Genomic DNA, 20,701 nt, shown 5'->3' with positions numbered 1-20,701 from the left:
GGTCACCGGGTGAGCCATGTAGCTGTGGCATCGCTGGTCGGTGACAGTTCAGGGGGCCGAGCGTTTTCTCTGTGCTCTAGCTCACCTGCTTGGCCAATTGGAAATCCATGTATTCGTAAGCGATCTGTTGCGCCTGCGCAGTGTCGAAAGCGTCTCCCGACAGCGCGCCGCGCAACCACAAGCCGTCGATCAGAGCTGCCAGTCCACGGGCGGCGGTGCGCGCATCTTCGAGCGGCAACACACGGCGGAACTCGCAGCACAGGTTGGAATACAGACGGTGATCGTTGATCCGCTGCAACCTGTGCAAAGACGGCTGGTGCATGCTGGTGGCCCAGAAGGCCAGCCAGGTTTTCATTGCCGGGCCATTGACCTGGCTGGCGTCGAAGTTGCCTTCGATGATCACCTGCAGATGCGCCCGGGGGCTGCTGTCTGCCAGCGCCTGACGGCGCGCGGTGACGTTCTCGCTGAGGACGCTCATCAGATACCGCATCGTGGCGGCGATCAGGCCGTTCTTGTCCTGAAAATAGTGACTGATGATGCCATTCGAGACACCGGCCAAACGGGCGATCAGCGCAATGCTGGCGTCCCCCATTCCGACCTGATCAACCGCCTGCAAAGTGGCTTCGATCAGTTGTTGGCGGCGGATGGGTTGCATACCGACCTTGGGCATCTTGCACATCTCCTTAGGCCTTCCGACGGGCGATGAACGCCTGGCGGATTGAGGGCCAGTCTATTTTGTTTTGATTGAACGTTCAATCAACAAAGAATAAGATCTGCGACAAATCGTCGCTGCCTACAGATTTTTCCTACGTGTAAGTGGCGATAAACCGACATCCGAAAATGCTCGAAACCTGCGCGGGGCAAGGCGCGGTTCGACGTTCGATGGACGTGTTGAATGGGCAAGACGCTCAAGGCCAGGTTTCGGATGAACGTCCATGCCTCGGCCACGACGGCGATTCGCGGTGCCATCTCTGCAGGTTCGGGCTTTTTTCGGGGTGTCTTTATATCACCCGCCGGTCGGCTGCCAACTAACCGATTGGTCGGGTTCCGTGTTGCCTTGTGTTCTTCTCTCGCACTGCCTGGAGCATTTGTGCCATGAGTTCTGCCTCGCTTATAAAGACCCCGCCCGAGAAGGTGACGGTCAACGGTTGGGTGTTCTACACCTCTACCGCGCTGATTCTGTTGTTGACCGCCATTCTGATCATCGCCCCGCAAGAGGCCGGCAGAATGCTGGGAGTGGCTCAGGCCTGGTTGTCCCGCAGCTTCGGCTGGTACTACATGGTGGTGATCGCCGCTTATCTCGTTTTCGTGGTCGGCCTGGCGTTTTCCTCCTACGGCAAACTCAAACTGGGTGGCAAGGACGATACCCCTGACTTCAGCTACGGCGCCTGGGCGGGGATGCTGTTCTCGTCGGGTATCGGTATTTCGCTGTTGTACTTCGGCGCTTCCGAGCCGCTGGATCACTACTTCAACCCGCCGGAAGGGGCATCGGCCACCAACCTGGCGGCGCGTCAGGCTGTTCAGCTGACTTTCCTGCACTGGGGCCTGCACGGCTGGGCGATCTACGCGCTGGTCGGTCTGGCCGTGGCTTATTTCGCTTACCGTCATAACCAGCCGCTGGCCCTGCGTTCGGCACTGTACCCGCTGGTGGGCGAGCGTTGGGTCAAGGGCGCTGCCGGTCATGCGGTAGACGGCTTCGGCATGTTCGTGACCCTGCTGGGTCTGGTGACCAACCTGGGGATCGGCTCGCTGCAAGTGTCTTCGGGTCTGGAAAACCTGTTCGGCATGGAACACAGCAACACCAACCTGCTGATCGTGATCATCGTGATGAGCACCGTGGCGACCATCGCTGCCGTGTCCGGTGTGGAAAACGGCATCCGTCGTCTGTCCAACCTCAACATCATCCTGTTCAGCGGCCTGCTGATTTTCGTCCTGCTGTTCGGCCCGACCCTGCACCTGCTCAACGGCTTCGTGCAGAACATCGGCGACTACCTCAATGGCGTAGTCATGAAGACGTTCGACCTGTACGTCTATGAAGGCGACAGCGAGAAGTCCGACCGCTGGCTGGGCCTGTGGACTCTGTTCTACTGGGCCTGGTGGATTTCCTGGGCCCCATTCGTCGGCATGTTCATCGCGCGTATTTCCCGTGGTCGCACCGTGCGTGAACTGGTGGCCGGCGTGTTGTTGATTCCGCTGGGTTTCACCCTGGCGTGGCTGTCGATCTTCGGTAACTCGGCGCTGGATCTGGTGATGAACCAGGGCGCGGTGGAACTTGGCAAGACGGCGCTGGAACAGCCGTCGATGGCGATCTATCAACTGCTTGAACACTACCCGGCGTCGAAAGTCGTCATCGGTGTGTCGATTTTCGTTGGTTTCGTGCTGTTCCTGACTCCGGCCGACTCCGGCGCGGTGATGATGGCGAACCTGTCCTGCAAGGGCGGCAACGTCGACGAAGACGCCCCGCACTGGCTGCGGATCTTCTGGTCGGTCGTGATCACCCTGGTGACCATCGGCCTGCTGTTCGCCGGTAACTTCGAAGCCATGCAGACCATGGTGGTGCTGGCCGGTCTGCCGTTCTCGGTGGTGCTGGTGTGCTTCATGTTCGGCCTGCACAAGGCGATGCGTCAGGACATGCAGATCGAACAGGAGCAGGCGCAACTGGCTGAACGCGGTCGTCGTGGTTTCAGCGAGCGTCTGACTCAACTGGATCTGCAACCGAGTCAGTCGGTGGTGCAGCGCTTCATGGACAAACACGTCAGCCCGGCACTGGAAGATGCCGCTGCGCAAATGCGTGCCCAGGGCCTGGAAGTGCAGACGCTGCTGGGCAAGTCCAAGCGTTGCATGGGCGTACGGGTCGAGATGGAAGAGGGCAACCCTTTTGTCTACGAAGTAAGCCTGGACGGCTATCTGGCCACCCCGAGCGAGTCGGCTCAGTCCGATGAAGCGCGCCAGCGTTTCTACCGCGCCGAGGTGTACCTGCACAACGGCAGCCAGGACTACGACCTGATGGGCTTTACACAGGATCAGATCACGCGCGATGTGCTCGATCAGTTTGAAAGCCATCGGCAACTCCTTGGCCGGGTCTATAGCTGAGCTGTGATCCAGGATCGTTCCCGCGCTCCGCGTGGGAATGCAGCCCAGGACGCTTTGCGTCCTATCGATGCCAAGCTTGAAATCGGCAGCGCGGCTGGAACGCGGAGCGTCCCTTGAGGCATTCCCACGCGGAGCGTGGGAACGATCATCATGTCCTGATAAACAAAAACGCCGCGATCCTCTCGCGGCGTTTTTGTGTCTGTTCTCTTTACCCCAGGTTCTTGCCGAGCAGCGCGTGATACAGCTCGCTGTCGCCCAGAATCCCCACCACATGATTGTTATCGTGCAGCACCAGTTTGTTGCCGGTCTGGTAACGGATCTGCAACGCGTCGCGCATTCCGATGTTCGAGTCCACCAGTGTCGGTTTGCGTTCCAGTCCTTCCACGGCTTGCCCCGGTGCCCAGTTCTGCAGGTTCAGCACTGAACCGTTCTGCCGCGCACCCTTGATGGTGTTGCCTTCGGCCAGGTCCAGCCACGAGTCGCCACCCGGATCCAGACACACCGAACCGTTGATGCGTTTGCAGTTGTCCAGGGTGCGCATCAGGCTGCGACCACACAGCACGTTCAGCGGGTTGGTGTGGGCGACGAAGGTCCGCACGTAATCGTCCGCAGGATTGAGCACGATCTCTTCCGGCACGCTGTACTGGATGATCCGGCCGTCTTTCATGATCGCGATTCGGCTGCCGAGTTTCAGCGCCTCGTCGAGGTCGTGGCTCACGAATACGATGGTCTTGCTCAGCTTGCGTTGCAGTTCCAGCAGCTCATCCTGCAAACCCTGACGGATCAGCGGGTCGAGGGCGGAGAACGGTTCGTCCATCAGCAGAATGTCGGCGTCCATCGCCAGCGCACGGGCCAGGCCGACACGCTGCTGCATGCCGCCGGACAGCTCGTCGGGTTTCTTGTTGCGCCATTGGGTCAGGCCCACCAGTTCGAGTTTTTCATCCACCAGTTTGCGCCGTTCCTTCTCCGGACGGCCCTGCATTTCCAGACCGAAACTGATGTTCTCGCGCACCGTCAGCCAGGGCATCAGGGCGAACTTCTGGAACACCATCGCGATGCGTTTGGTGCGCATCATTTTCAGCTCGGCCGCGGAGCAGGAGGCGATATCGATCTGCTTGCCTTCGTGTTCGACGAACAGCTTGCCGCGGCTCACGGTGTTGAGGCCGTTGATGCAGCGCAGCAGGCTCGACTTGCCGGAGCCGGACAGGCCCATCAGTACGCAGATCTCGCCTTTGTTGATGTCCAGGCTGGCCTTTTCGACACCGACGATCTGCCCGGTCTTTTTCAGGATCTCGCTACGGGTCAAGCCTTGATCGAGAAGTTTCAGTGCTTCGCGCGGATCTCTGGTGAAGATCACGTCAACGTTATCGAAGCGAATTATGCTCATGCGTCACCCCCTACTTTGGCGTCGGGTTGTTTGCAGATTCGGTCGAGCATGATCGCCAGCAGTACGATCGCCAGGCCCGCTTCGAAGCCCAGGGCGATATCAGCAGTGTTCAGTGCGTTGACCACCGGTTTGCCGAGTCCGTCGGCGCCCACCAGTGCCGCGATCACCACCATCGACAGCGACAGCATGATGCACTGGGTGATGCCGGCCGCGATGCTCGGCATGGCGTGAGGCAGTTCGATCCGTGAAAGCAGTTGGCGACGCGAGCAGCCGAAGGCCTTGCCGGCGTCCATCAGTTCTTGCGGGACATCGCGGATGCCCAGATAGGTCAGGCGGATCGGCGCGGCGATGGCGAACACCACCGTCGAGATCAGGCCTGGCACCACACCCAGCCCGAACAGGGTCAGGGTAGGAATGAGGTAAACGAAGGTCGGTACGGTCTGCATCAGATCGAGTACCGGCCTCATCAAAGTGTAGAACATCGGTTTGTGCGCGGCGACGATGCCCAGCGGCACGCCGATGACCACGCAGACCAGGGTCGCGAACATGACCTGGGCGAGGGTTTCCATGGTTTCCTGCCAGTACCCCAGGTTGAGGATCAGCAGGAAGGAGGCGACCACGAACGCGGTCAGGCCCCATTTGCGTTGAATGAAGTGGGCCAGCAGGGCGATGAGGCCAATCAGCACCAGCGGGTTGAACCAGGTCAGCGCAAACGTCACGCCGTGGATCATCGTTTCCAGGGTCACGGCGATTGCGTCGAAGGTGTTGGCGCCGTGTTGCGTCAACCATTCAACGAAGCCCGCGATGTACTGGCCTAAAGGGATTTTCTGATCAATCAGCATGGTAGTGAACGTCCGCATGCAAGGAAATAAACAGCCCGGACGGCGTACGCCGCCCGGCATAAGCGATGCTCCTTAATTCAAGGCTGGGCAATCTTGGCTTTCACGGCCTCCAGGCCTGGTTTGCCGTCAATGGTGGTCACGCCAGCGAGCCAGGTATCGAGCACCTGTGGATTCTTTTTCAGCCAGGCCTTGGCGGCCGCGTCAGGCTTCATCTTGTCGTCCAGGATGTTGCCCATCAGTTCGCTTTCCATGTCGACGGTGAACTCCAGGTTTTTCAGCAGTTGGCCAACGTTGCTGCATTCCTCGACGTAGCCCTTGCGGGTGTTGGTCGCGACGGTCGCCGCGCCGAAGTCCGGGCCGAAGAAATCATCGCCGCCAGTCAGGTATTGAATCTTGAAGCGCTTGTTCATCGGGTGCGGTGCCCAGCCGAGGAACACCACGGCAGTGTCGCGTTTCTGCGCACGGTCGACCTGCGACAGCATGCCCGCTTCGCTGGATTCGACGACCTTGAAACCGGCGGTCTTCAGGCCGAAGGCGTCCTTGTCGATCATGCTCTGGATCAGGCGGTTGCCGTCGTTGCCCGGCTCGATCCCGTAGATCTTGCCGTCGAGTTCTTTCTTGAATTTGGCGATGTCGGCGAAGTCGTGCAGACCCTTGTCATACAAGGCTTGCGGAACGGCGAGGGTGTATTTGGCGCCCTTGAGGTTGGTGCGCACGGTTTCCACGGTGCCGGCGTCGCGGTAGGCCTTGATGTCGTTTTCCATGGTCGGCATCCAGTTGCCGAGGAACACGTCCATGTTCTTGCCGTCCGCCAGCGACTTGTAGGTCACGGGTACGGAAATCATGGTGGTCTTGGTCTTGTAGCCGAGCGCGTTGAGCACGACGGAGGTGGTGGCGGTGGTTGCGGTGATGTCGGTCCAGCCGACATCGGAGAAGTTCACGGTACTGCACTGCGCCGGTTCTGCGGCTTGAGCCAGCAATGGCAGACTCAGCATGGCGGCCAACAACAACGACGGGGAACCTTTCATGAATGGGGACTCCTTGGTGTTTTTTTTGGCAGTGTTCCGATTGGACCACCGCACTTATGGGTTGCGGTTGGATGGCGTTCTGGAGACAGCTCTACCGCAGCGCCTTGCAATCGAGTCGATACGATCATGTACCAGTGAAAATCTGACGCCTACAGGGTGCGTCGTATCCAGTACAGGGATGGTCGCATCCAGTGTCAGTGACGTCGTTTACAGCTTTTTTCTGCCCTGTCTGGCCATCTGAACCGCATAAAAACGGCGAAAACACGGGCTGAAACCGGCACGGCGTTAGTGGGCATGAGTACGTCGGTGTCAGACGCCGAGCGACCCGGGAAAAGCCCGATGATGCGGGCATTCCGGCGGATCGCAGCTTGAGCGTAGCAGCTCCGCCAGCGGGCGTTTCATGCCCCGGACCGGCATTCTCAGGAGCTCTGCAGCAATGGCTATCAGCGTTTTCGACCTGTTCAAAATCGGCATCGGCCCTTCCAGTTCCCACACCGTCGGGCCCATGCGCGCCGCCGCCCTGTTTGTCGAGTCATTGCGCGACAAACACCTGCTGGAGCAGGTGCGCCGCATCGAGGTGCAGCTGTTCGGTTCGTTGTCGGCCACCGGTGTCGGTCATGGCAGCGACAACGCGGTGATCATGGGCCTGATGGGCGAGTGGCCGGACGCGATCGACCCGTCGCAGATCGGCCCGCGCATCCAGGCCCTGCGCGAAACCCACACGCTGTTGCTCGACGGTCGTTTGTCGGTGCCCTTTATATGGGGCCGCGACATGCGCCTGATCGACGAGAACCTGCCGTTCCACCCCAACGCCATGACCCTGGTTGCCGAAGGCGATCACGGCGAGCTGCATCGCGACACCTACTATTCGGTCGGCGGCGGTTTTGTGGTGGATGAGGCGCAGGCCTCCAGCGGCGTGGTGGATCTGGATCGCACTGAATTGCCCTACGACTTCTCCAGCGCGGTGGAGCTGCTGGAACTGTGCAAGACCCACAACCTGCGCGTGGCCGAATTGATGATGGCCAACGAGAAGGTCTGGCGCAGCGAAGAGGAAATCCGCGCCGGCCTGATGAAACTCTGGCGGGCGATGCAGGATTGCGTCGAGCAGGGCCTCAAGCACGAAGGCATCCTGCCCGGCGGCCTCAACGTGCGCCGCCGTGCGGCGAAGTTGCACCGCAGTCTTCAGGAATTGAACAAGCCCAACGTGATCGGCTCGACCCTCAGCGCGATGGAGTGGGTCAACCTGTTCGCCCTGGCGGTGAACGAGGAAAACGCCGCCGGCGGCCGCATGGTCACGGCACCCACCAACGGCGCGGCGGGGATCATTCCGGCGGTGTTGCACTACTTCATGAAATTCAGCGAGGCGGTGACCGACGCCAACGTGGTCGATTACTTCCTCGGGGCGGCGGCGGTGGGGATTCTGTGCAAGAAGAACGCTTCGATCTCCGGCGCTGAAGTCGGCTGTCAGGGGGAGGTCGGTTCGGCCTGTGCGATGGCGGCGGCCGGTTTGGCCGAAGTGCTCGGTGCTTCGCCGGAGCAGTTGTGCAACGCGGCGGAAATCGGCCTCGAACATAACCTCGGCCTGACCTGCGATCCGGTGGGTGGTCTGGTGCAAGTGCCGTGCATCGAGCGCAATGCGATTGCGGCGGTGAAGGCGATCAATGCGGCGCAGATGGCTTTGCGTGGCGATGGTCAGCACTTCATTTCTCTGGACCGGGTGATCCGCACCATGCGCGATACCGGCGCCGACATGCATGACAAATATAAAGAGACTTCGCGGGGCGGGTTGGCGGTCAGCGCGGTGGAATGCTGATACCTGGTCGCCCCAATCGCTGGCTTGCCAGCGATGAGGCCGGACCAGTCAAAACTGCGCGTTAAGTGCACACCGGAATCAAAACGCGCCACCTTTTGGCGCGTCGTTATCAGATAAGCGTCTTTCCCACCTCCAGCGCCTGATTCGAAGGCGCTACCGTCCGTCACCTGTGCCTGCGGTGACACTGTAGGACAATCGTGCGCAGGCCAGTTCCCACAAGTGCTACCGATTTGCTCACACGCTTCGGAGCAGGGCATTCGCGGCCGCTGATGGCACTTCGAATTACCCTTCGTTGGAGCGCTTGTATAGACGCGTCGCGACGTCGTTTTCAGGAGTTATTGAACAGCCATTCAAATTTAGGCATGGCAATTGCTCTGTCATAACAAAGCCCGTCTCACGCAAGAGAACGATGGCAATAACAAGAGCCTCCGCCTGAGGCCATCACCCGCTTTGTGTGAGGAGATACCGCGATGACGTCGTTCAACTCCGGGGCTCAACCCCAGAACCGTGCGCCTCAATCCATCGGCTTTCTGCTGCTGGACAATTTCACGCTGATTTCCCTGGCTTCCGCAGTCGAACCACTGCGCATGGCCAACCAGTTGTCCGGTCGCGAGCTGTATCGCTGGACCACCCTCACCGTCGACGGTGGCCAGGTCTGGGCCAGTGACGGTCTGCAGATCACCCCCGACGCCTCCATGCACAAAGCTCCGGCCCTCGACACCATCATCGTGTGCGGCGGGATCGGCATTCAGCGCACCGTTACCCGCGAACACGTGTCGTGGCTGCAAAGCCAGGCGCGTCAGTCGCGCCGCCTCGGCGCAGTGTGCACCGGCAGCTGGGCCCTGGCCTGCGCCGGTCTGCTCGACGGTTTCGATTGCAGCGTGCACTGGGAATGTCTGGCGGCGATGCAGGAAGCTTTCCCGCGCGTTGCGATGAGCACCCGCCTGTTCACCCTCGACCGCAACCGTTTCACCAGCTCCGGCGGCACCGCGCCGCTGGACATGATGCTGCACCTGATCAGCCGCGATCACGGTCGTGAGCTGTCAGCCGCGATCTCCGAGATGTTCGTCTACGAACGCATCCGCAACGAGCAGGATCACCAGCGCGTGCCGCTCAAGCACATGCTCGGCACCAACCAGCCGAAACTGCAGGAAATCGTTGCGCTGATGGAAGCCAACCTGGAAGAGCCGATCGACCTCGACGAACTGGCGGTGTACGTCGCCGTGTCCCGTCGTCAGCTTGAGCGCCTGTTCCAGAAATACCTGCACTGCTCGCCGTCGCGCTACTACCTCAAGCTGCGGCTGATCCGCGCGCGGCAACTGCTCAAGCAGACGCCGATGTCGATCATCGAAGTGGCGTCGGTCTGCGGCTTCGTGTCGACGCCGCACTTCTCCAAGTGCTACCGCGAGTACTTCGGCATTCCGCCGCGCGACGAGCGCGTCGGCTCCAACACCACCCAGCAGGTGGCGATGATGCCGCTGCCGCAGGCCATCGTGATGTCGCCGCTGTCCGGGCCTATGTCGGCGCTCAGTCAGGCACGCAACGAGTCCACTTTTGCCAGCGTAAGGCTCTGAATCGAGTCATCGTTCAATCGCTGGCAAGCCAGCTCCCACACTGATTTGTGCTGAACACTTTAACTGTGTCCGGCACAAATCCTGTGGTAGCTGGCTTGCCAGCGATGAGGGGTTGTCAGGCGCGGGTTTGCTGGTACTGCGCCAGTGCCGGCAGCAACTGCTTGTCGATGGCTTCGCGCACGATCGGCTGAATGCTTGCGCTGCTGGTGTACATCTGCTTGACCATGGTGCGCAGCGTGTTGGCCCGCACATCGTCCAGCCCCCGCACCGCGCATTCACAGGCCTGCTGGGCAGTGGAGCCCGACGGTACTTCGAATCCCAACGACTTGAGCTGGCCCAACAGGTCTTCCTGATCGATCAAATCGGCATACATCATGACGCGAATCCTTCTTTGGCAACGGAGGTCGTGGCTCGATTCTGGTAGGCATGCCCAGGCACGGCAAGGGCGATTTGTCGCAGTGGCCGCGACGGCTATGAACAGGTCGTTTTCGGCTAACTTGCCGGCCAGGGGAGTGGGCACACTGGCCTCAGCTCGCTTCACGAAGGTTTGGTCACCCTCGGTATGGCAGCTCCTCAACAGTACCCTCGCCCCGATCCTGTCACGGCTTGCATCGGGGCTTTTTTTTGCCTGCCAGAAATGCATCGGGTTGCTCATTCGTCACTGTTACATCCAAAGGATGGCTACGTAACGTTGTTTGGCATTAGCATTGCCCCCTATCAAATACAGGAATGCCTGTATCCACATACTTGTTTGATCCTCGACAAATGAGTGTCAGGGGCAAGAAGCTGCAAGTGACCCGAACTTGATCGGTTCTTGGTTTCTCAGGCAAAACGGAAGGTTAAGCAATGCTAAAACTCTTGTCCCTCAAAGGCGTCGGCCCTGCTGAAAAGTTCGGCCCTGTCGAGTTCGCTCCTCGCTTGAACTTCATTACCGGGGACAATGGTCTTGGGAAGAGTTTTTTACTTGATGCTGCCTGGTGGGTATTGACCCGAACCTGGGCAAGAGGCGTTGAGGCCGTTCCGCGGGAAGACTCGACCTCGCCCAGTATCCGCTTCGCTTTCAGCAAAGTGACGGAAGGCGACAAAGAAGGTGAGATTCCATTCAAGGATGGGAGTTGGCGACAGCAGAAGGCTCGTCCTTCGATTCCCGGAGTGGTGATCTATGCTGGCGTCGATGGCAGTTTTTCGGCGTGGGATCCCGCTCGTAATTACTGGAGCGATCAGGCGGCTGAGTCCGAAGAGAAAATTCGCGCCTTCAACTTTTCTCCCGATCAGGTCTGGAAGGGCGCAGTTTCCGAGAAAGGCACCAACATCTGCAATGGTTTGATCCATGATTGGGTTCGTTGGCAACGCACTGCCAATGACTCTTCGTTCGATGAGTTGACTCGTGCACTGGAAGCGCTCTCACCTTCAGGCGTTGAGCAGCTGGTGCCAGGCGAACCCTGCTATCTGGGGGCGCTTGACGAGACTGAGTATCCAACCTTGAGGATGCTCTACGGGCAGGATGTTCCCCTGGTCCATGCCTCCGCAGGTATGCGTCGGATTGCAGCTCTGGCTTACATGCTGGTTTGGACATGGAATGGTCACAAGCGTGCTTGCAGGCAGAGGAAAATCAACCCTGCCAAAGAAATCATATTTCTGATCGATGAAGTGGAGTGTCATCTGCACCCCCAATGGCAGCGACGTATCGTCCCTGCATTACTGCGGGTAGTTCAGGCCATGACGGGGGAAAAGGTTGCTGTGCAACTGATAGTGGCAACTCACTCGCCTTTGGTACTTGCCTCAGTCGAACCTGATTTCGATGAGGCCCACGATGCCGTTTTCAATATCAACCTTCATAAAAACGAGGCAAAGATCTCCAAAGAACTTTGGGCTAAACAAGGAGATGTCGTTAATTGGCTGGTTTCAGATTCATTTGGTCTGCAACAGGCCAGATCAGTTGAGGCTGAGGATGCAATAGAGGCCGCGGAGGCTTGGATGCGAGGTGAAAAGCGGTCGCTTCCTCCTCACCTGCAAACTGAAAAAGCGATTCATCGAGAGCTGATGAGGGTATTACCTGATTTCGATCACTTCTGGCCCCGTTGGATAGTTTCCGTAGAGAAAAACTCCTTGGACCAACGAGGTAAAAATCAAAAATGATCCCGACCCCGAATCCTATAGATGAGCCGGATCTTTTCGATGAGGCGTGTCGAAAAAAAGGAAGGGACTGGTTAGCCGAAAATCCGGACAAGAACCGTCCCAGAGATCTTTGGACACCGTTCAAGTTCGATCTGGCCGAGGGGTTTGAACATCGTTGTGCTTTTGGAGCAATGTGGATTCCGGATGGAACGGTTGATCATTTCGTCAGTTGTAATGAGGACAGGACACTCGCTTATGAGTGGTCGAACTATCGATACATGGCTGGTTGGCTAAACAGTTCAAAAAGCAAAAAGAAAGCTGCCGATCTACTGGACCCTTTCGATGTTTGTGAAGGGTGGTTTGAAGTACTGCTACCTTCTTTGCAATTGGTAGTGACTGACGAGGTTCCCGCAGCCTTCCGCGAGATTGCAAAGAAAACGTTGGCGAGTCTTCCCATTCGAGATGACGAGCGATTGCTTAAAGTGCGCCGTGAGTGGCTCAGAATGTATGAAGACGAGGAGCTGACATTGGAGGGGTTGCGAAGAAAAGCCCCGCTTATTGCCGCTGCCATTGATAAACGGGCTGCTCTTCCCAATCCCGCCGAGTTCCCTGCACCTTCTCGACGACAGGTTCGAGCAGCCTATGAACATGCGTGTACGAGCGCTCAGCAGAAAGTGCATGAGCTGATTAAAGGTAACGGGAATTCGAATACGAATGCCCGTCGATGGAAGCTTTCTGTTTTTGCCGAGGTCGATGATTCCCAAGTTGTGGCAACGTTGATCGCGATGAACCTCGCAAGGCCAACGGGGGCGCGCTTTTGTGAACTCTCTATCGGCACAGTTGAAACTTCTGCTCACTTCGCTCTTCGTGCTGTCACCTACGCGGCTGAAGTTCTTTCCGAAGCCTTCGGACTCTCTTTTATTGCTAACGAGCCTCGTAAATAAGGCCAAAAGGCTCTCCTGCCGGTGCGAAGCGTTGGTCTAGCGCTGCAACACCAGAATCCGCGACAGCAATTCGTCCCGGTCGATATAGCAGCCCTGAAAATGCCGGGCCCCGGTGGACGGGTCGAAGGCATTGCGTGCATGCAAGGTGCGGCGGTTGTCGAAGCACCACAGCTCGCCCGGGTTGAGTCGCTGCATCACCCGGAAGCGCGGCTCGCGGGTCATGGCGATGAAGCGTCGGTAAGCGCGATACAGCAGCGGCATCTGTTCCACGGACGTGTCGAACGCGCCGCGCAGAAAGTTGGCCATGCGGATTTCTGCGACCCGGCCCAAGGCATCCAGAGCGATGATCGGGGCGAGGCAGCGATAGTCACTGTGGCGGTCCTTGTTGCGAAACTCTACCGGGATTTCGCACAGCGCCTGAAACGACGTGGGATCTTCCTGACGCAGCGCTTCGGCAATCGCAAAACCGTCGACAAAAATACTCTCGCCACCCTCGGCACCGTTCACCAGACAATGCAGAAATTGCAGCCCCGGTTGCAGCTCGCGAGTCGGCAGATCCGTGTGCAATGGCAGGTTGAAAGCGGTGTAGGCATTGCTGTCGGCATCGGCCTTGGATTGAACGTTGAACAGCACGCCGAAGTTGCTCTCGCGGATGAATGAAATGCGCTGGGCGATCAGCTTCAGCGAACCGGGCTCGGTGGGTACGCCGCGCACCTGGGTCAGACCGATGTCGCGTAACGCCAGCAACCATTGCAGCAGTGCGGCGTTGTCGTGCATCAGGGCTGAATAGTCGAACACCGGCAGCTGCAAATCGCTGCGCCACAGGAAGGGTTTCGGCTTGGCGGCGAGGCGTTCGGAGCGGGATTCGTCGTCGTAGGCGTGGGCCCGCAGCCAACCCGCATCGAAGCGGCTGAGGTGGCCGTCCTGCCAGTCGATGCGCAGGCAGCCATCGGTGTCGATATGCGCAGCGGAGGGCGACAGATCCGGCGCTGCGTCGACAATCTCGAACACCTGCTCGCGGGTGACGCTGTAGACGCAGTGCGGACACGGACAGTTGTCCCGCAGCCACACATGGTGGAACGGGCTGACACGCCCGTCGGCCCATTCAATCAGGACGCGATCCGCCAGGGTCTGCACGCCGTTCAGCGCGCTGATCAACGGATAAGTACGGAAATCGGCAACTGCGACGGCGGTTTGCATGGCGGCTCCTTGCGATGGATGGATTTACCGGGCCGGGGGCAGGGCGATGACCCGGCCGATGTAAGCAGGGGCGGGCAGGTCGGCCTGCTCGGCGACGATGGCTTGCAGACGGCCCAGGGTGTCCGGGGTAAACGGTGCGGAACGCGGGCCGGCGAGGTCGACATGCAGCAGCATCTGTTCGTTGCCGGCCAGTTCCTGGTCACCGCCGGCCAGGTGCAGGCTGTGATAGAGGTGCAGGCGTTTCTGGTCGTGGCCGATGATCTGCGTGCGCACTTCGACTTCGGCGTCGAGCTTCACTTCGTGCAGATAGTTGAGGTGCAGTTCGAGGGTGAACAGCGAATGACCGCTGGCCTCACGGTTGTTGCTGTCCATGCCGAGGCGATCCATCAGGGCGTCGGTGGCGTAGCTGAAGATCAGCAGATAGAAGGCGTCGCGCAGATGGCCGTTGTAGTCGACCCAGTCGGGGATGATTCTGGTTTGGTAGGTGGTGAGGGTGGGCATGGTATCTGTTCCGACATTGATGTTGTCTGGGTTGCCGTCTTCGCGAGCAAGCTCGCTCCCACAGTTGAATGCAGTCCCCTGTGGGAGCGAGCTTGCTCGCGAAGAGGCCAGAATTGCTGGCGCAAGGATTACTCGCTGAAACTCATCCCGTGCTTTTCTTTGGTGGTCTTCACCGCCTCAAGCACCGCCAGCAAGCAATCATCACGATAGCGCTCCAGCGCCGAAATACTGTGCCGGCCCAGCTGATCGCTGGTGCCATCCACCACATCGTCGATCAACTTGTCGGTCAATTCCGGTGCCGGCAGGTACGTCCACGGCAGCTGCAACGCCGGGCCGAACTGCGACATGAAATGGCGCATGCCGGCATCGCCACCGGCCAGGGTGTAAGTCAGGAACGTGCCCATGAACGACCAGCGCAGACCGGCGCCAAAGCGGATCGCGTCGTCGATTTCACCGGTGGTCGCCACACCGTCGTTGACCAGATGCAGTGCTTCGCGCCACAGCGCTTCGAGCAGACGGTCGGCGATGAAGCCCGGCACTTCCTTGCGCACATGCAATGGGCGCATGCCGAGGGATTCGTAGACTTTCATCGCCGCTTGAACGGCTTGCGGCGCAGTGTTCTTGCCGCCGACCACTTCCACCAGTGGCAGCAGGTAAACCGGGTTGAACGGGTGACCGACCACGCAGCGTTCCGGGTGGGTCGAGCTCTCGTAGAACTCGCTCGGCAACAGGCCCGAAGTGCTGGAACCGATCAGAGCGTCCGGCTTGGCCGCCGCACTGATTTTGCTGTGCAAATCCAGTTTCAGTTCGAGGCGTTCCGGGGCGCTTTCCTGGATGAAGTCCGCATCGCGCACGCACTCTTCGATGGTTGCCACAAAGCGCAGGCGATCCTGCGAAGCGCCCGGCGCCAAGCCGTTTTTCTCCAGCGCGCCCCAGGCGTTGGCTACGCGTTTGCGCAGCGCCGCTTCGGCACCCGGCGCCGGGTCCCAGGCCACCACGTCGAGGCCGTGGGCGAGGGCGCGGGCGACCCAGCCGCTGCCGATGACGCCGCTGCCCAGTGCTGCGAAGGTTTTGATTTCGGTGATAAAGCTCATGGTGATTTCCTAGGAAAATTCGGTGATTCCCTGTGGGAGCGAGCTTGCTCCCGAATGCGGCGGCACTGCTGATGAAGATGCTTCGGATGTACCGGCCTCTTCGCGAGCAGGCTCGCTCCCACAGGGTTTGATGTGTGGCCGTCAGCCGCGCTGGGTCAGGCCCATTTTCTTGCGACCTTCTGCCGGGGTCAGCACACGGGCGCCGAGACGGCTGAGGATCTCGGTGGCGCGTTCGACCAGTTGGCCGTTGGTCGCCAGCACGCCCTTGTCCAGCCACAGGTTGTCTTCCAGACCGACCCGCACGTTGCCGCCGAGCAGCACCGCTTGCGCGGCCATCGGCATCTGCATCCGACCGATGCCGAACCCGGCCCACACAGCGTCGGCGGGCAGGTTGTCGACCATGGCTTTCATGGTGGTGGTGTCGGCCGGCGCGCCCCACGGGATGCCCAGGCACAGCTGGAACAACGGGTTGTCGAGCAGGCCTTCCTTGATCATCTGTTTGGCGAACCACAGGTGACCGGTGTCGAAAATCTCAAGCTCGGCCTTCACGCCCAGCTCGGTGATGCGTTTGGCACCGGCGCGCAGTTGGGCCGGGGTGGAGACGTAAATGGTGTCGCCGTCGCCAAAGTTCAGGGTGCCGCAATCCAGGGTGCAGATTTCCGGCAGCAGTTCTTCGACGTGGGCCAGGCGGGTCAGCGGGCCGACCAGATCGGTGTTCGGACCGAACTCCATCGGGCGCTCGCCCGGGCCGATTTCCAGGTCGCCACCCATGCCGGCGGTGAGGTTGACGATGATGTCGACGTCGGCTTCGCGGATGCGCTCCATGACTTCGCGGTACAGCGCCACGTCACGGCTGAACTTGCCGGTCTGCGGGTCGCGGACGTGGCAGTGCACGACGGTGGCGCCGGCCTTGGCCGCTTCTACTGCGGCGGCGGCGATTTGCTTTGGAGTGACCGGCACGTGAGGGCTTTTGGCGGTCGTGTCGCCAGCACCGGTGAGTGCGCAGGTGATGATGACGTCGTGGTTCATGGTGCGTTTTCCTTCAGGCGTGATGGGTCTGTTCGCAGCCCGTGGCGGGCTGCGAAGTGGTTCTTTCGTTGCGGTTTATTTGCTGGTGAGCTGGAGGTTTTCAGCCGCCGGTTTGCCATCGAAAGTGGTGACGCCTTCGAGCCAGCGCTGTTTGTCCTGCGGGTGATCCTTGAGCCATTGCCTGGCCGATTCGAAAGCGTCCTTGTGATCGAGCAGCGGCTGCATCATCCGGCTCTCGTCTTCGGCGGTGAACGTCAGGTTGCTCAGCAGGCGACTGACGTTCGGGCATTGTTCGGCGTATTTCGGCGCGGTGACGGTCCACACGGTGGCCATGCCTTCGTTCGGGCCGAGGGCGTCTTCGCTGCCGGTCAGATAAGTCATCTGCACGTTGACGTTCATCGGGTGCGGCGCCCAGCCGAAGAACACCACGGCTTCCTTGCGGCGCACCGCGCGATCGACGGCGGCGAGCATGCCGGCCTCGCTGGACTCCACGAGCTGGAACTTGCCGAGGCCGAACTGGTTCTTCGCAATCATTGCCTTGATCTGGGTGTTGGCACCCGAGCCTGGCTCGATGCCGTAGATCTTGCCGCCCAGTTCCTTTTCAAATCTGGCGATGTCGGCGAAGGTTTTCAGGCCCTTGTCCGCCAGATAAGTCGGCACGGCGAGGGTGGCGCGGGCGTCCTTGAGGCTCGGTGCTTCAAGCACCTTGACCTGGTTGGCGTCGACGAACGGGGTGATGGTCTGGGTCATCAGCGGGTTCCAGTAGCCGAGGAACAGATCCAGACGCTGGTCGCGGATGCCGGCGAAAACGATTTGCTGAGAGGCGCTGGTCTGTTTGGTGCTGTAGCCGAGTCCGTCGAGCAGAACCTGGGCCATGGCGCTGGTAGCGATCACGTCGGTCCAGTTCACCACGCCCATGCGCACGTTCTGACACGATGCGGAATCGGCCGCCATGACACTGGCGCTTAATAACGCGGTACCGCTGAGTGCGAGAACACAGCTGCTGATCAGTCGTTTCATGTCGGGTTCCTCGGCAGGTCGTTATTGTGGGTCCCGGCGTCTGTCGCGCCGGTGATGCCAAGTTACGCAGCAATGCCCCTGTGAAAACGCACTGCGGCGACTGGCTCTTGCACTGTAGCGACCTGTGCTCTTGAATGCCGCCGACAACTGGCGTATCAACGTTGCACGCTACCCGCTGACCGAGTGCGCACCATGTCCCAGGATTTCTACTTTTTGTTGATGCCGGGTTTTTCGGCCATCGGTTTCATCTCTGCGATCGAACCGCTGCGGGTGGCCAACCGCTTTCGCGGTGAGCTGTACCGCTGGCACGTCTTGAGCGCCGATGGCGGAGCGGTGCTGGCGAGCAACGGGATGTCGGTCAACGCCGATGCGGCGCTGGAGCCCCTGAAGAAAGGGGCGACGCTGCTGGTGGTCGCCGGGTTCGAGCCGTTGAAATTTGCCACTCCGGCGCTGGAACACTGGCTGCGACGGCTGGACAACGAAGGCGTAACCCTCGGCGCGATCGACACCGGCAGCTTCGTCCTCGCCGAAGCAGGCCTGCTCGATGGTCATCGCCTGACCCTGCACTGGGAAGCCATCGACGCCTTCAAGGAATCTTATCCACAGCTCAGCGTCACCCAGGAGCTGTTCGAGATCGACCGTCGGCGCATCACGTCGGCCGGCGGCACCGCGTCCATCGACCTGATGCTCGATCTGATCGCCCAGGCCCACGGCCCGCAACTGGCGATCCAGGTCAGCGAGCAGTTTGTATTGGGAAGGATTCGTCCGCGCAAGGACCACCAGCGCATGGAAGTCGCCACGCGCTACGGCATCAGCAACAAGAAGCTGGTGCATGTGATTGGCGAGATGGAGCAGCACAGCGAACCGCCGCTGACCACCCTCGAACTGGCGGAATCGATCAAGGTGACGCGGCGGCAACTGGAGCGGTTGTTCCGCCTGCACCTGAACGACACACCGAGCAATTTCTATCTGCGCTTGCGGCTGGAAAAGGCCCGGCAGCTGTTGCGCCAGACCGACATGAGCGTGCTGGAAGTCAGCATCGCCTGCGGGTTCGAATCCCCGTCGTACTTCACCCGCAGCTACCGGGCGAAGTTTGCCCGGTGTCCGAGAGAGGATCGGCGTACCGCTCAGGCTTGATTTTGAGGTCAGAAAAAGAACCTGTGGGAGCGAGCTTGCTCGCGAATGCGGCGGGTCATACAACAAATATGTCGACTGATACTCCCTCTTCGCGAGCAAGCTCGCTCCCACAGTGGTTTGTGTTGGCTGGATAAATTCCTACTTCTTCAATAGCGCCGAGCACGCTGCCTTGTAGGCTTCATGCTGATACTTGTTCAGCGTCCCCGGCAGTTCGAAATGGTGCTTCTTGGCCTGGGCATTGATCGTCTGCGGCGACAGCAACATCACTTCGCAACCGTCCAGCAACTGAAACACACCCTCGATCTTGAACGTGGTCGGACCACCGGCAAACTCGCCTTTTTTGCTGCGCTTCTTGATCGCGATGCGATCGATGGAGTTCTCGCGCACAAACGATGCGACCTGCGCGGCGAACAGTTTGACGTTGGCCGCCTCGTCGTCATCGTCCAGAGCGATTTTCTTGGTGTTCAGCGCGACATGGCTCAGCACCGAACCGTCGAGGGACGCCACGGCGATGATCGCTTCACTGCCTTTGATTTCGATACCGCAGATGTTCATGTGAATCCCTTGATTGGCGGAAGAGGTGCAGCTTACAGCTCAAGCTGGTTGGCGGTGATACCAAACGCCGCTGCAATCTTTTCGCGAGTGACCTTGCGCGGCTTTGCAACGGTTTCCTGCTGGGCAAAGGCAGGCTGTGAAATGCCCATGCGCCGAGCTACTTCTTCCTGGGTCAGGTTGAGATGTTCGCGCCAGGCCCTGATCGGAGTTGCCCCGTCGACAATACGACTGACCACCTCATGGGGAATCAGGTCAGGCTCCATTTTCTGCGCCACATATTGCGCGTAAGGAATGACTACGAAAGCGGGTTTGCCCTCGGAATCATTGATGATTTGGATGTCAGTAAGTGCGTTCATCGCGTTTTTTTACCTCTTGAATACTGACCACTTTGATCGCGCCATCCCAGTCGAACATGACTCGGTAATTACCGACGCGCAGCCGATAGGCGTAGTCATGACCAACCAGTGCTTTCACATTACCCACATCAGGCATGTCAGCAAGCACCGTGATGGCATCTCTGACCTGACACTGATGAGCGGAGTGCAATTTCAGGAGTTGCTTAACGGCCTTTCGGTTCCAGTGGATGCTGTTCATGGCAGAATATAAGTCTTTTATAAGATTTGCGAATCTTTGCTTATATTTTTCAGGTGGCCAATAAACAAAACTTGACGCTATGTTTCATGGAAAGCCCCGAGAACAGAGGCTTCAGACAGAATCTGTGGGGCAGATCTGAACGCTTTGTGGGAAAAGATTCTTTTGCATCAGAAAGCTGAAAATACTTCCAGCTTTCTCCGGTGAATAAGCGATTACTCCTGCCCAATCGACTCCAAAAACTCCGACCGCTCGTCACTCATCCGCGCCACGCAGTCATTCTGCGCAATCTTGAACGCCTTGCTGCCGTCCGCCGCCGGGAAGGCTTCGACGGCGCAGTCGGCGTCGCGGGTTTTCAGCCATTGTTGCTGGGCGGCCTTGAGTTTGGCGGTGATGTCGGCCAGTTGCGCCGGGTTCTTGCCGTAGGTGGCCTGCATACGCTCGTTCAGGCTGGCGTAGTTGTCCTTGAGCAGGTCTTCGGCGGTGGTGCGGCTGTAGGTCGAGCATTCCAGGGTCTGAACGTCGTTTTCCACCGCATCGCACGGGTTGTTGTCGGACTCTTCGGCGGCGTGTACGCCGGTCGCAATCAGGGCCAGGGCCAGGAAGATCGATTTCATTGATGTCGCCGCTCTAATCCAGTGGTGTTTCCGGGATGCGGCAGATTCTGGCTCAAGCTCGCGGGCTTGAACAGGTGGCCGGTCGGACCGGTTGGCGACCCTTTGTCGCGGATTGACGCTTTCGGCAATTCCCCTGTCGTTTTTGCACCCGGCTGGTC

General features: G+C 59.5%; 20 protein-coding genes. 6 read left to right on the top strand and 14 right to left on the bottom strand.

Features of this window, described 5'->3' with window-relative positions:
- Positions 1-76: 76 nt before the first annotated feature.
- Positions 77-670, bottom strand: a complete 594-nt coding sequence (gene betI, locus MKZ87_RS16575) for a transcriptional regulator BetI (protein ID WP_011336305.1) — start codon at positions 668-670, stop codon at positions 77-79.
- Positions 671-1,152: 482 nt separating this feature from the next.
- Here betI and MKZ87_RS16570 point away from each other — a divergent pair, with 482 nt between their 5' ends.
- Complete coding sequence (locus MKZ87_RS16570) at positions 1,153-3,093, top strand: BCCT family transporter (RefSeq protein ID WP_227235638.1); 1,941 nt, start codon at positions 1,153-1,155, stop codon at positions 3,091-3,093.
- A gap of 208 nt (positions 3,094-3,301) precedes the next feature.
- Here the strand turns inward: MKZ87_RS16570 and choV are convergent, their stop codons facing one another.
- From choV to MKZ87_RS16555, 3 genes are all read right to left on the bottom strand, one after another.
- Positions 3,302-4,480 (bottom strand): choline ABC transporter ATP-binding protein, encoded by a 1,179-nt coding sequence (gene choV, locus MKZ87_RS16565; protein WP_085697789.1) that lies wholly within the window; start codon positions 4,478-4,480, stop codon positions 3,302-3,304.
- On the bottom strand, positions 4,477-5,322 hold the full coding sequence (choW, locus tag MKZ87_RS16560; RefSeq protein ID WP_007959749.1) for a choline ABC transporter permease subunit: 846 nt from the start codon (positions 5,320-5,322) through the stop codon (positions 4,477-4,479). The genes choV and choW overlap by 4 nt, the downstream gene beginning before the upstream one ends.
- A 77-nt stretch (positions 5,323-5,399) precedes the next feature.
- Positions 5,400-6,350 carry a choline ABC transporter substrate-binding protein gene (locus MKZ87_RS16555; protein WP_085697788.1) on the bottom strand — a complete coding sequence of 317 codons (951 nt, stop codon included), beginning with the start codon at positions 6,348-6,350 and terminating at the stop codon, positions 5,400-5,402.
- Between the two features lie 436 nt (positions 6,351-6,786).
- Between MKZ87_RS16555 and MKZ87_RS16550 the strand changes: the two genes are divergently transcribed.
- Positions 6,787-8,163, top strand: a complete 1,377-nt coding sequence (locus MKZ87_RS16550; RefSeq protein ID WP_085697787.1) for an L-serine ammonia-lyase — start codon at positions 6,787-6,789, stop codon at positions 8,161-8,163.
- 470 nt (positions 8,164-8,633) lie between these two features.
- On the top strand, positions 8,634-9,737 hold the full coding sequence (locus tag MKZ87_RS16545) for a GlxA family transcriptional regulator (RefSeq protein ID WP_007959756.1): 1,104 nt from the start codon (positions 8,634-8,636) through the stop codon (positions 9,735-9,737).
- 115 nt (positions 9,738-9,852) lie between these two features.
- On the opposite strand, the gene MKZ87_RS16540 is transcribed toward MKZ87_RS16545, so the two are convergent.
- Positions 9,853-10,113 carry a hypothetical protein gene (locus MKZ87_RS16540; RefSeq protein WP_085688602.1) on the bottom strand — a complete coding sequence of 87 codons (261 nt, stop codon included), beginning with the start codon at positions 10,111-10,113 and terminating at the stop codon, positions 9,853-9,855.
- 470 nt (positions 10,114-10,583) lie between these two features.
- Here MKZ87_RS16540 and MKZ87_RS16535 point away from each other — a divergent pair, with 470 nt between their 5' ends.
- Both MKZ87_RS16535 and MKZ87_RS16530 read left to right on the top strand, forming a co-directional pair.
- The gene (locus tag MKZ87_RS16535; protein WP_266201326.1) at positions 10,584-11,876 is read left to right on the top strand and encodes an AAA family ATPase; all 1,293 of its coding nucleotides are present in this window, start codon (positions 10,584-10,586) and stop codon (positions 11,874-11,876) included.
- Positions 11,873-12,799, top strand: a complete 927-nt coding sequence (locus tag MKZ87_RS16530) for a hypothetical protein (protein ID WP_266201325.1) — start codon at positions 11,873-11,875, stop codon at positions 12,797-12,799. The genes MKZ87_RS16535 and MKZ87_RS16530 overlap by 4 nt, the downstream gene beginning before the upstream one ends.
- 36 nt (positions 12,800-12,835) lie before the next feature.
- On the opposite strand, the gene MKZ87_RS16525 is transcribed toward MKZ87_RS16530, so the two are convergent.
- The 5 genes from MKZ87_RS16525 to choX form a co-directional block, all read right to left on the bottom strand.
- A complete protein-coding gene (locus tag MKZ87_RS16525) occupies positions 12,836-13,999 on the bottom strand; it encodes a gamma-butyrobetaine dioxygenase (RefSeq protein WP_266201323.1) in 1,164 nt (387 codons plus the stop codon).
- A gap of 24 nt (positions 14,000-14,023) precedes the next feature.
- A complete protein-coding gene (locus tag MKZ87_RS16520) occupies positions 14,024-14,500 on the bottom strand; it encodes a thioesterase family protein (protein WP_085697785.1) in 477 nt (158 codons plus the stop codon).
- A 128-nt stretch (positions 14,501-14,628) separates the two neighbouring features.
- On the bottom strand, positions 14,629-15,594 hold the full coding sequence (locus MKZ87_RS16515) for an L-carnitine dehydrogenase (RefSeq protein ID WP_266201322.1): 966 nt from the start codon (positions 15,592-15,594) through the stop codon (positions 14,629-14,631).
- Positions 15,595-15,735: 141 nt separating this feature from the next.
- Positions 15,736-16,623 (bottom strand): 3-keto-5-aminohexanoate cleavage protein, encoded by an 888-nt coding sequence (locus MKZ87_RS16510; protein ID WP_085697783.1) that lies wholly within the window; start codon positions 16,621-16,623, stop codon positions 15,736-15,738.
- A 75-nt stretch (positions 16,624-16,698) separates the two neighbouring features.
- Positions 16,699-17,643: a choline ABC transporter substrate-binding protein gene (gene choX, locus MKZ87_RS16505; protein ID WP_085697782.1), complete on the bottom strand. Its 945-nt coding sequence runs from the start codon at positions 17,641-17,643 to the stop codon at positions 16,699-16,701.
- Between the two features lie 192 nt (positions 17,644-17,835).
- On the opposite strand from choX, the gene MKZ87_RS16500 reads away from it, so the two are divergent.
- The gene (locus MKZ87_RS16500; protein WP_085688589.1) at positions 17,836-18,780 is read left to right on the top strand and encodes a GlxA family transcriptional regulator; all 945 of its coding nucleotides are present in this window, start codon (positions 17,836-17,838) and stop codon (positions 18,778-18,780) included.
- 138 nt (positions 18,781-18,918) lie between these two features.
- Here MKZ87_RS16500 and MKZ87_RS16495 read toward each other — a convergent pair whose 3' ends face one another.
- The 4 genes from MKZ87_RS16495 to MKZ87_RS16480 form a co-directional block, all read right to left on the bottom strand.
- On the bottom strand, positions 18,919-19,335 hold the full coding sequence (locus MKZ87_RS16495; protein WP_234206072.1) for a DUF3010 family protein: 417 nt from the start codon (positions 19,333-19,335) through the stop codon (positions 18,919-18,921).
- Between the two features lie 32 nt (positions 19,336-19,367).
- The gene (locus MKZ87_RS16490; RefSeq protein WP_085697780.1) at positions 19,368-19,691 is read right to left on the bottom strand and encodes a helix-turn-helix domain-containing protein; all 324 of its coding nucleotides are present in this window, start codon (positions 19,689-19,691) and stop codon (positions 19,368-19,370) included.
- Positions 19,675-19,929 (bottom strand): type II toxin-antitoxin system RelE family toxin, encoded by a 255-nt coding sequence (locus MKZ87_RS16485; RefSeq protein ID WP_085697779.1) that lies wholly within the window; start codon positions 19,927-19,929, stop codon positions 19,675-19,677. Before MKZ87_RS16485 ends, MKZ87_RS16490 begins: the two co-directional genes overlap by 17 nt.
- A 212-nt stretch (positions 19,930-20,141) precedes the next feature.
- Positions 20,142-20,543: a lysozyme inhibitor LprI family protein gene (locus MKZ87_RS16480; RefSeq protein WP_266201320.1), complete on the bottom strand. Its 402-nt coding sequence runs from the start codon at positions 20,541-20,543 to the stop codon at positions 20,142-20,144.
- Positions 20,544-20,701: the final 158 nt, after the last annotated feature.

Origin of the sequence: Pseudomonas sp. MCal1 (assembly GCF_026341415.1) — a bacterium.
Taxonomy (GTDB): Bacteria; Pseudomonadota; Gammaproteobacteria; order Pseudomonadales; family Pseudomonadaceae; genus Aquipseudomonas.
Note: the sequence above shows the minus strand (reverse complement) of the source record. Positions and strands in the feature narration are given on the sequence as shown.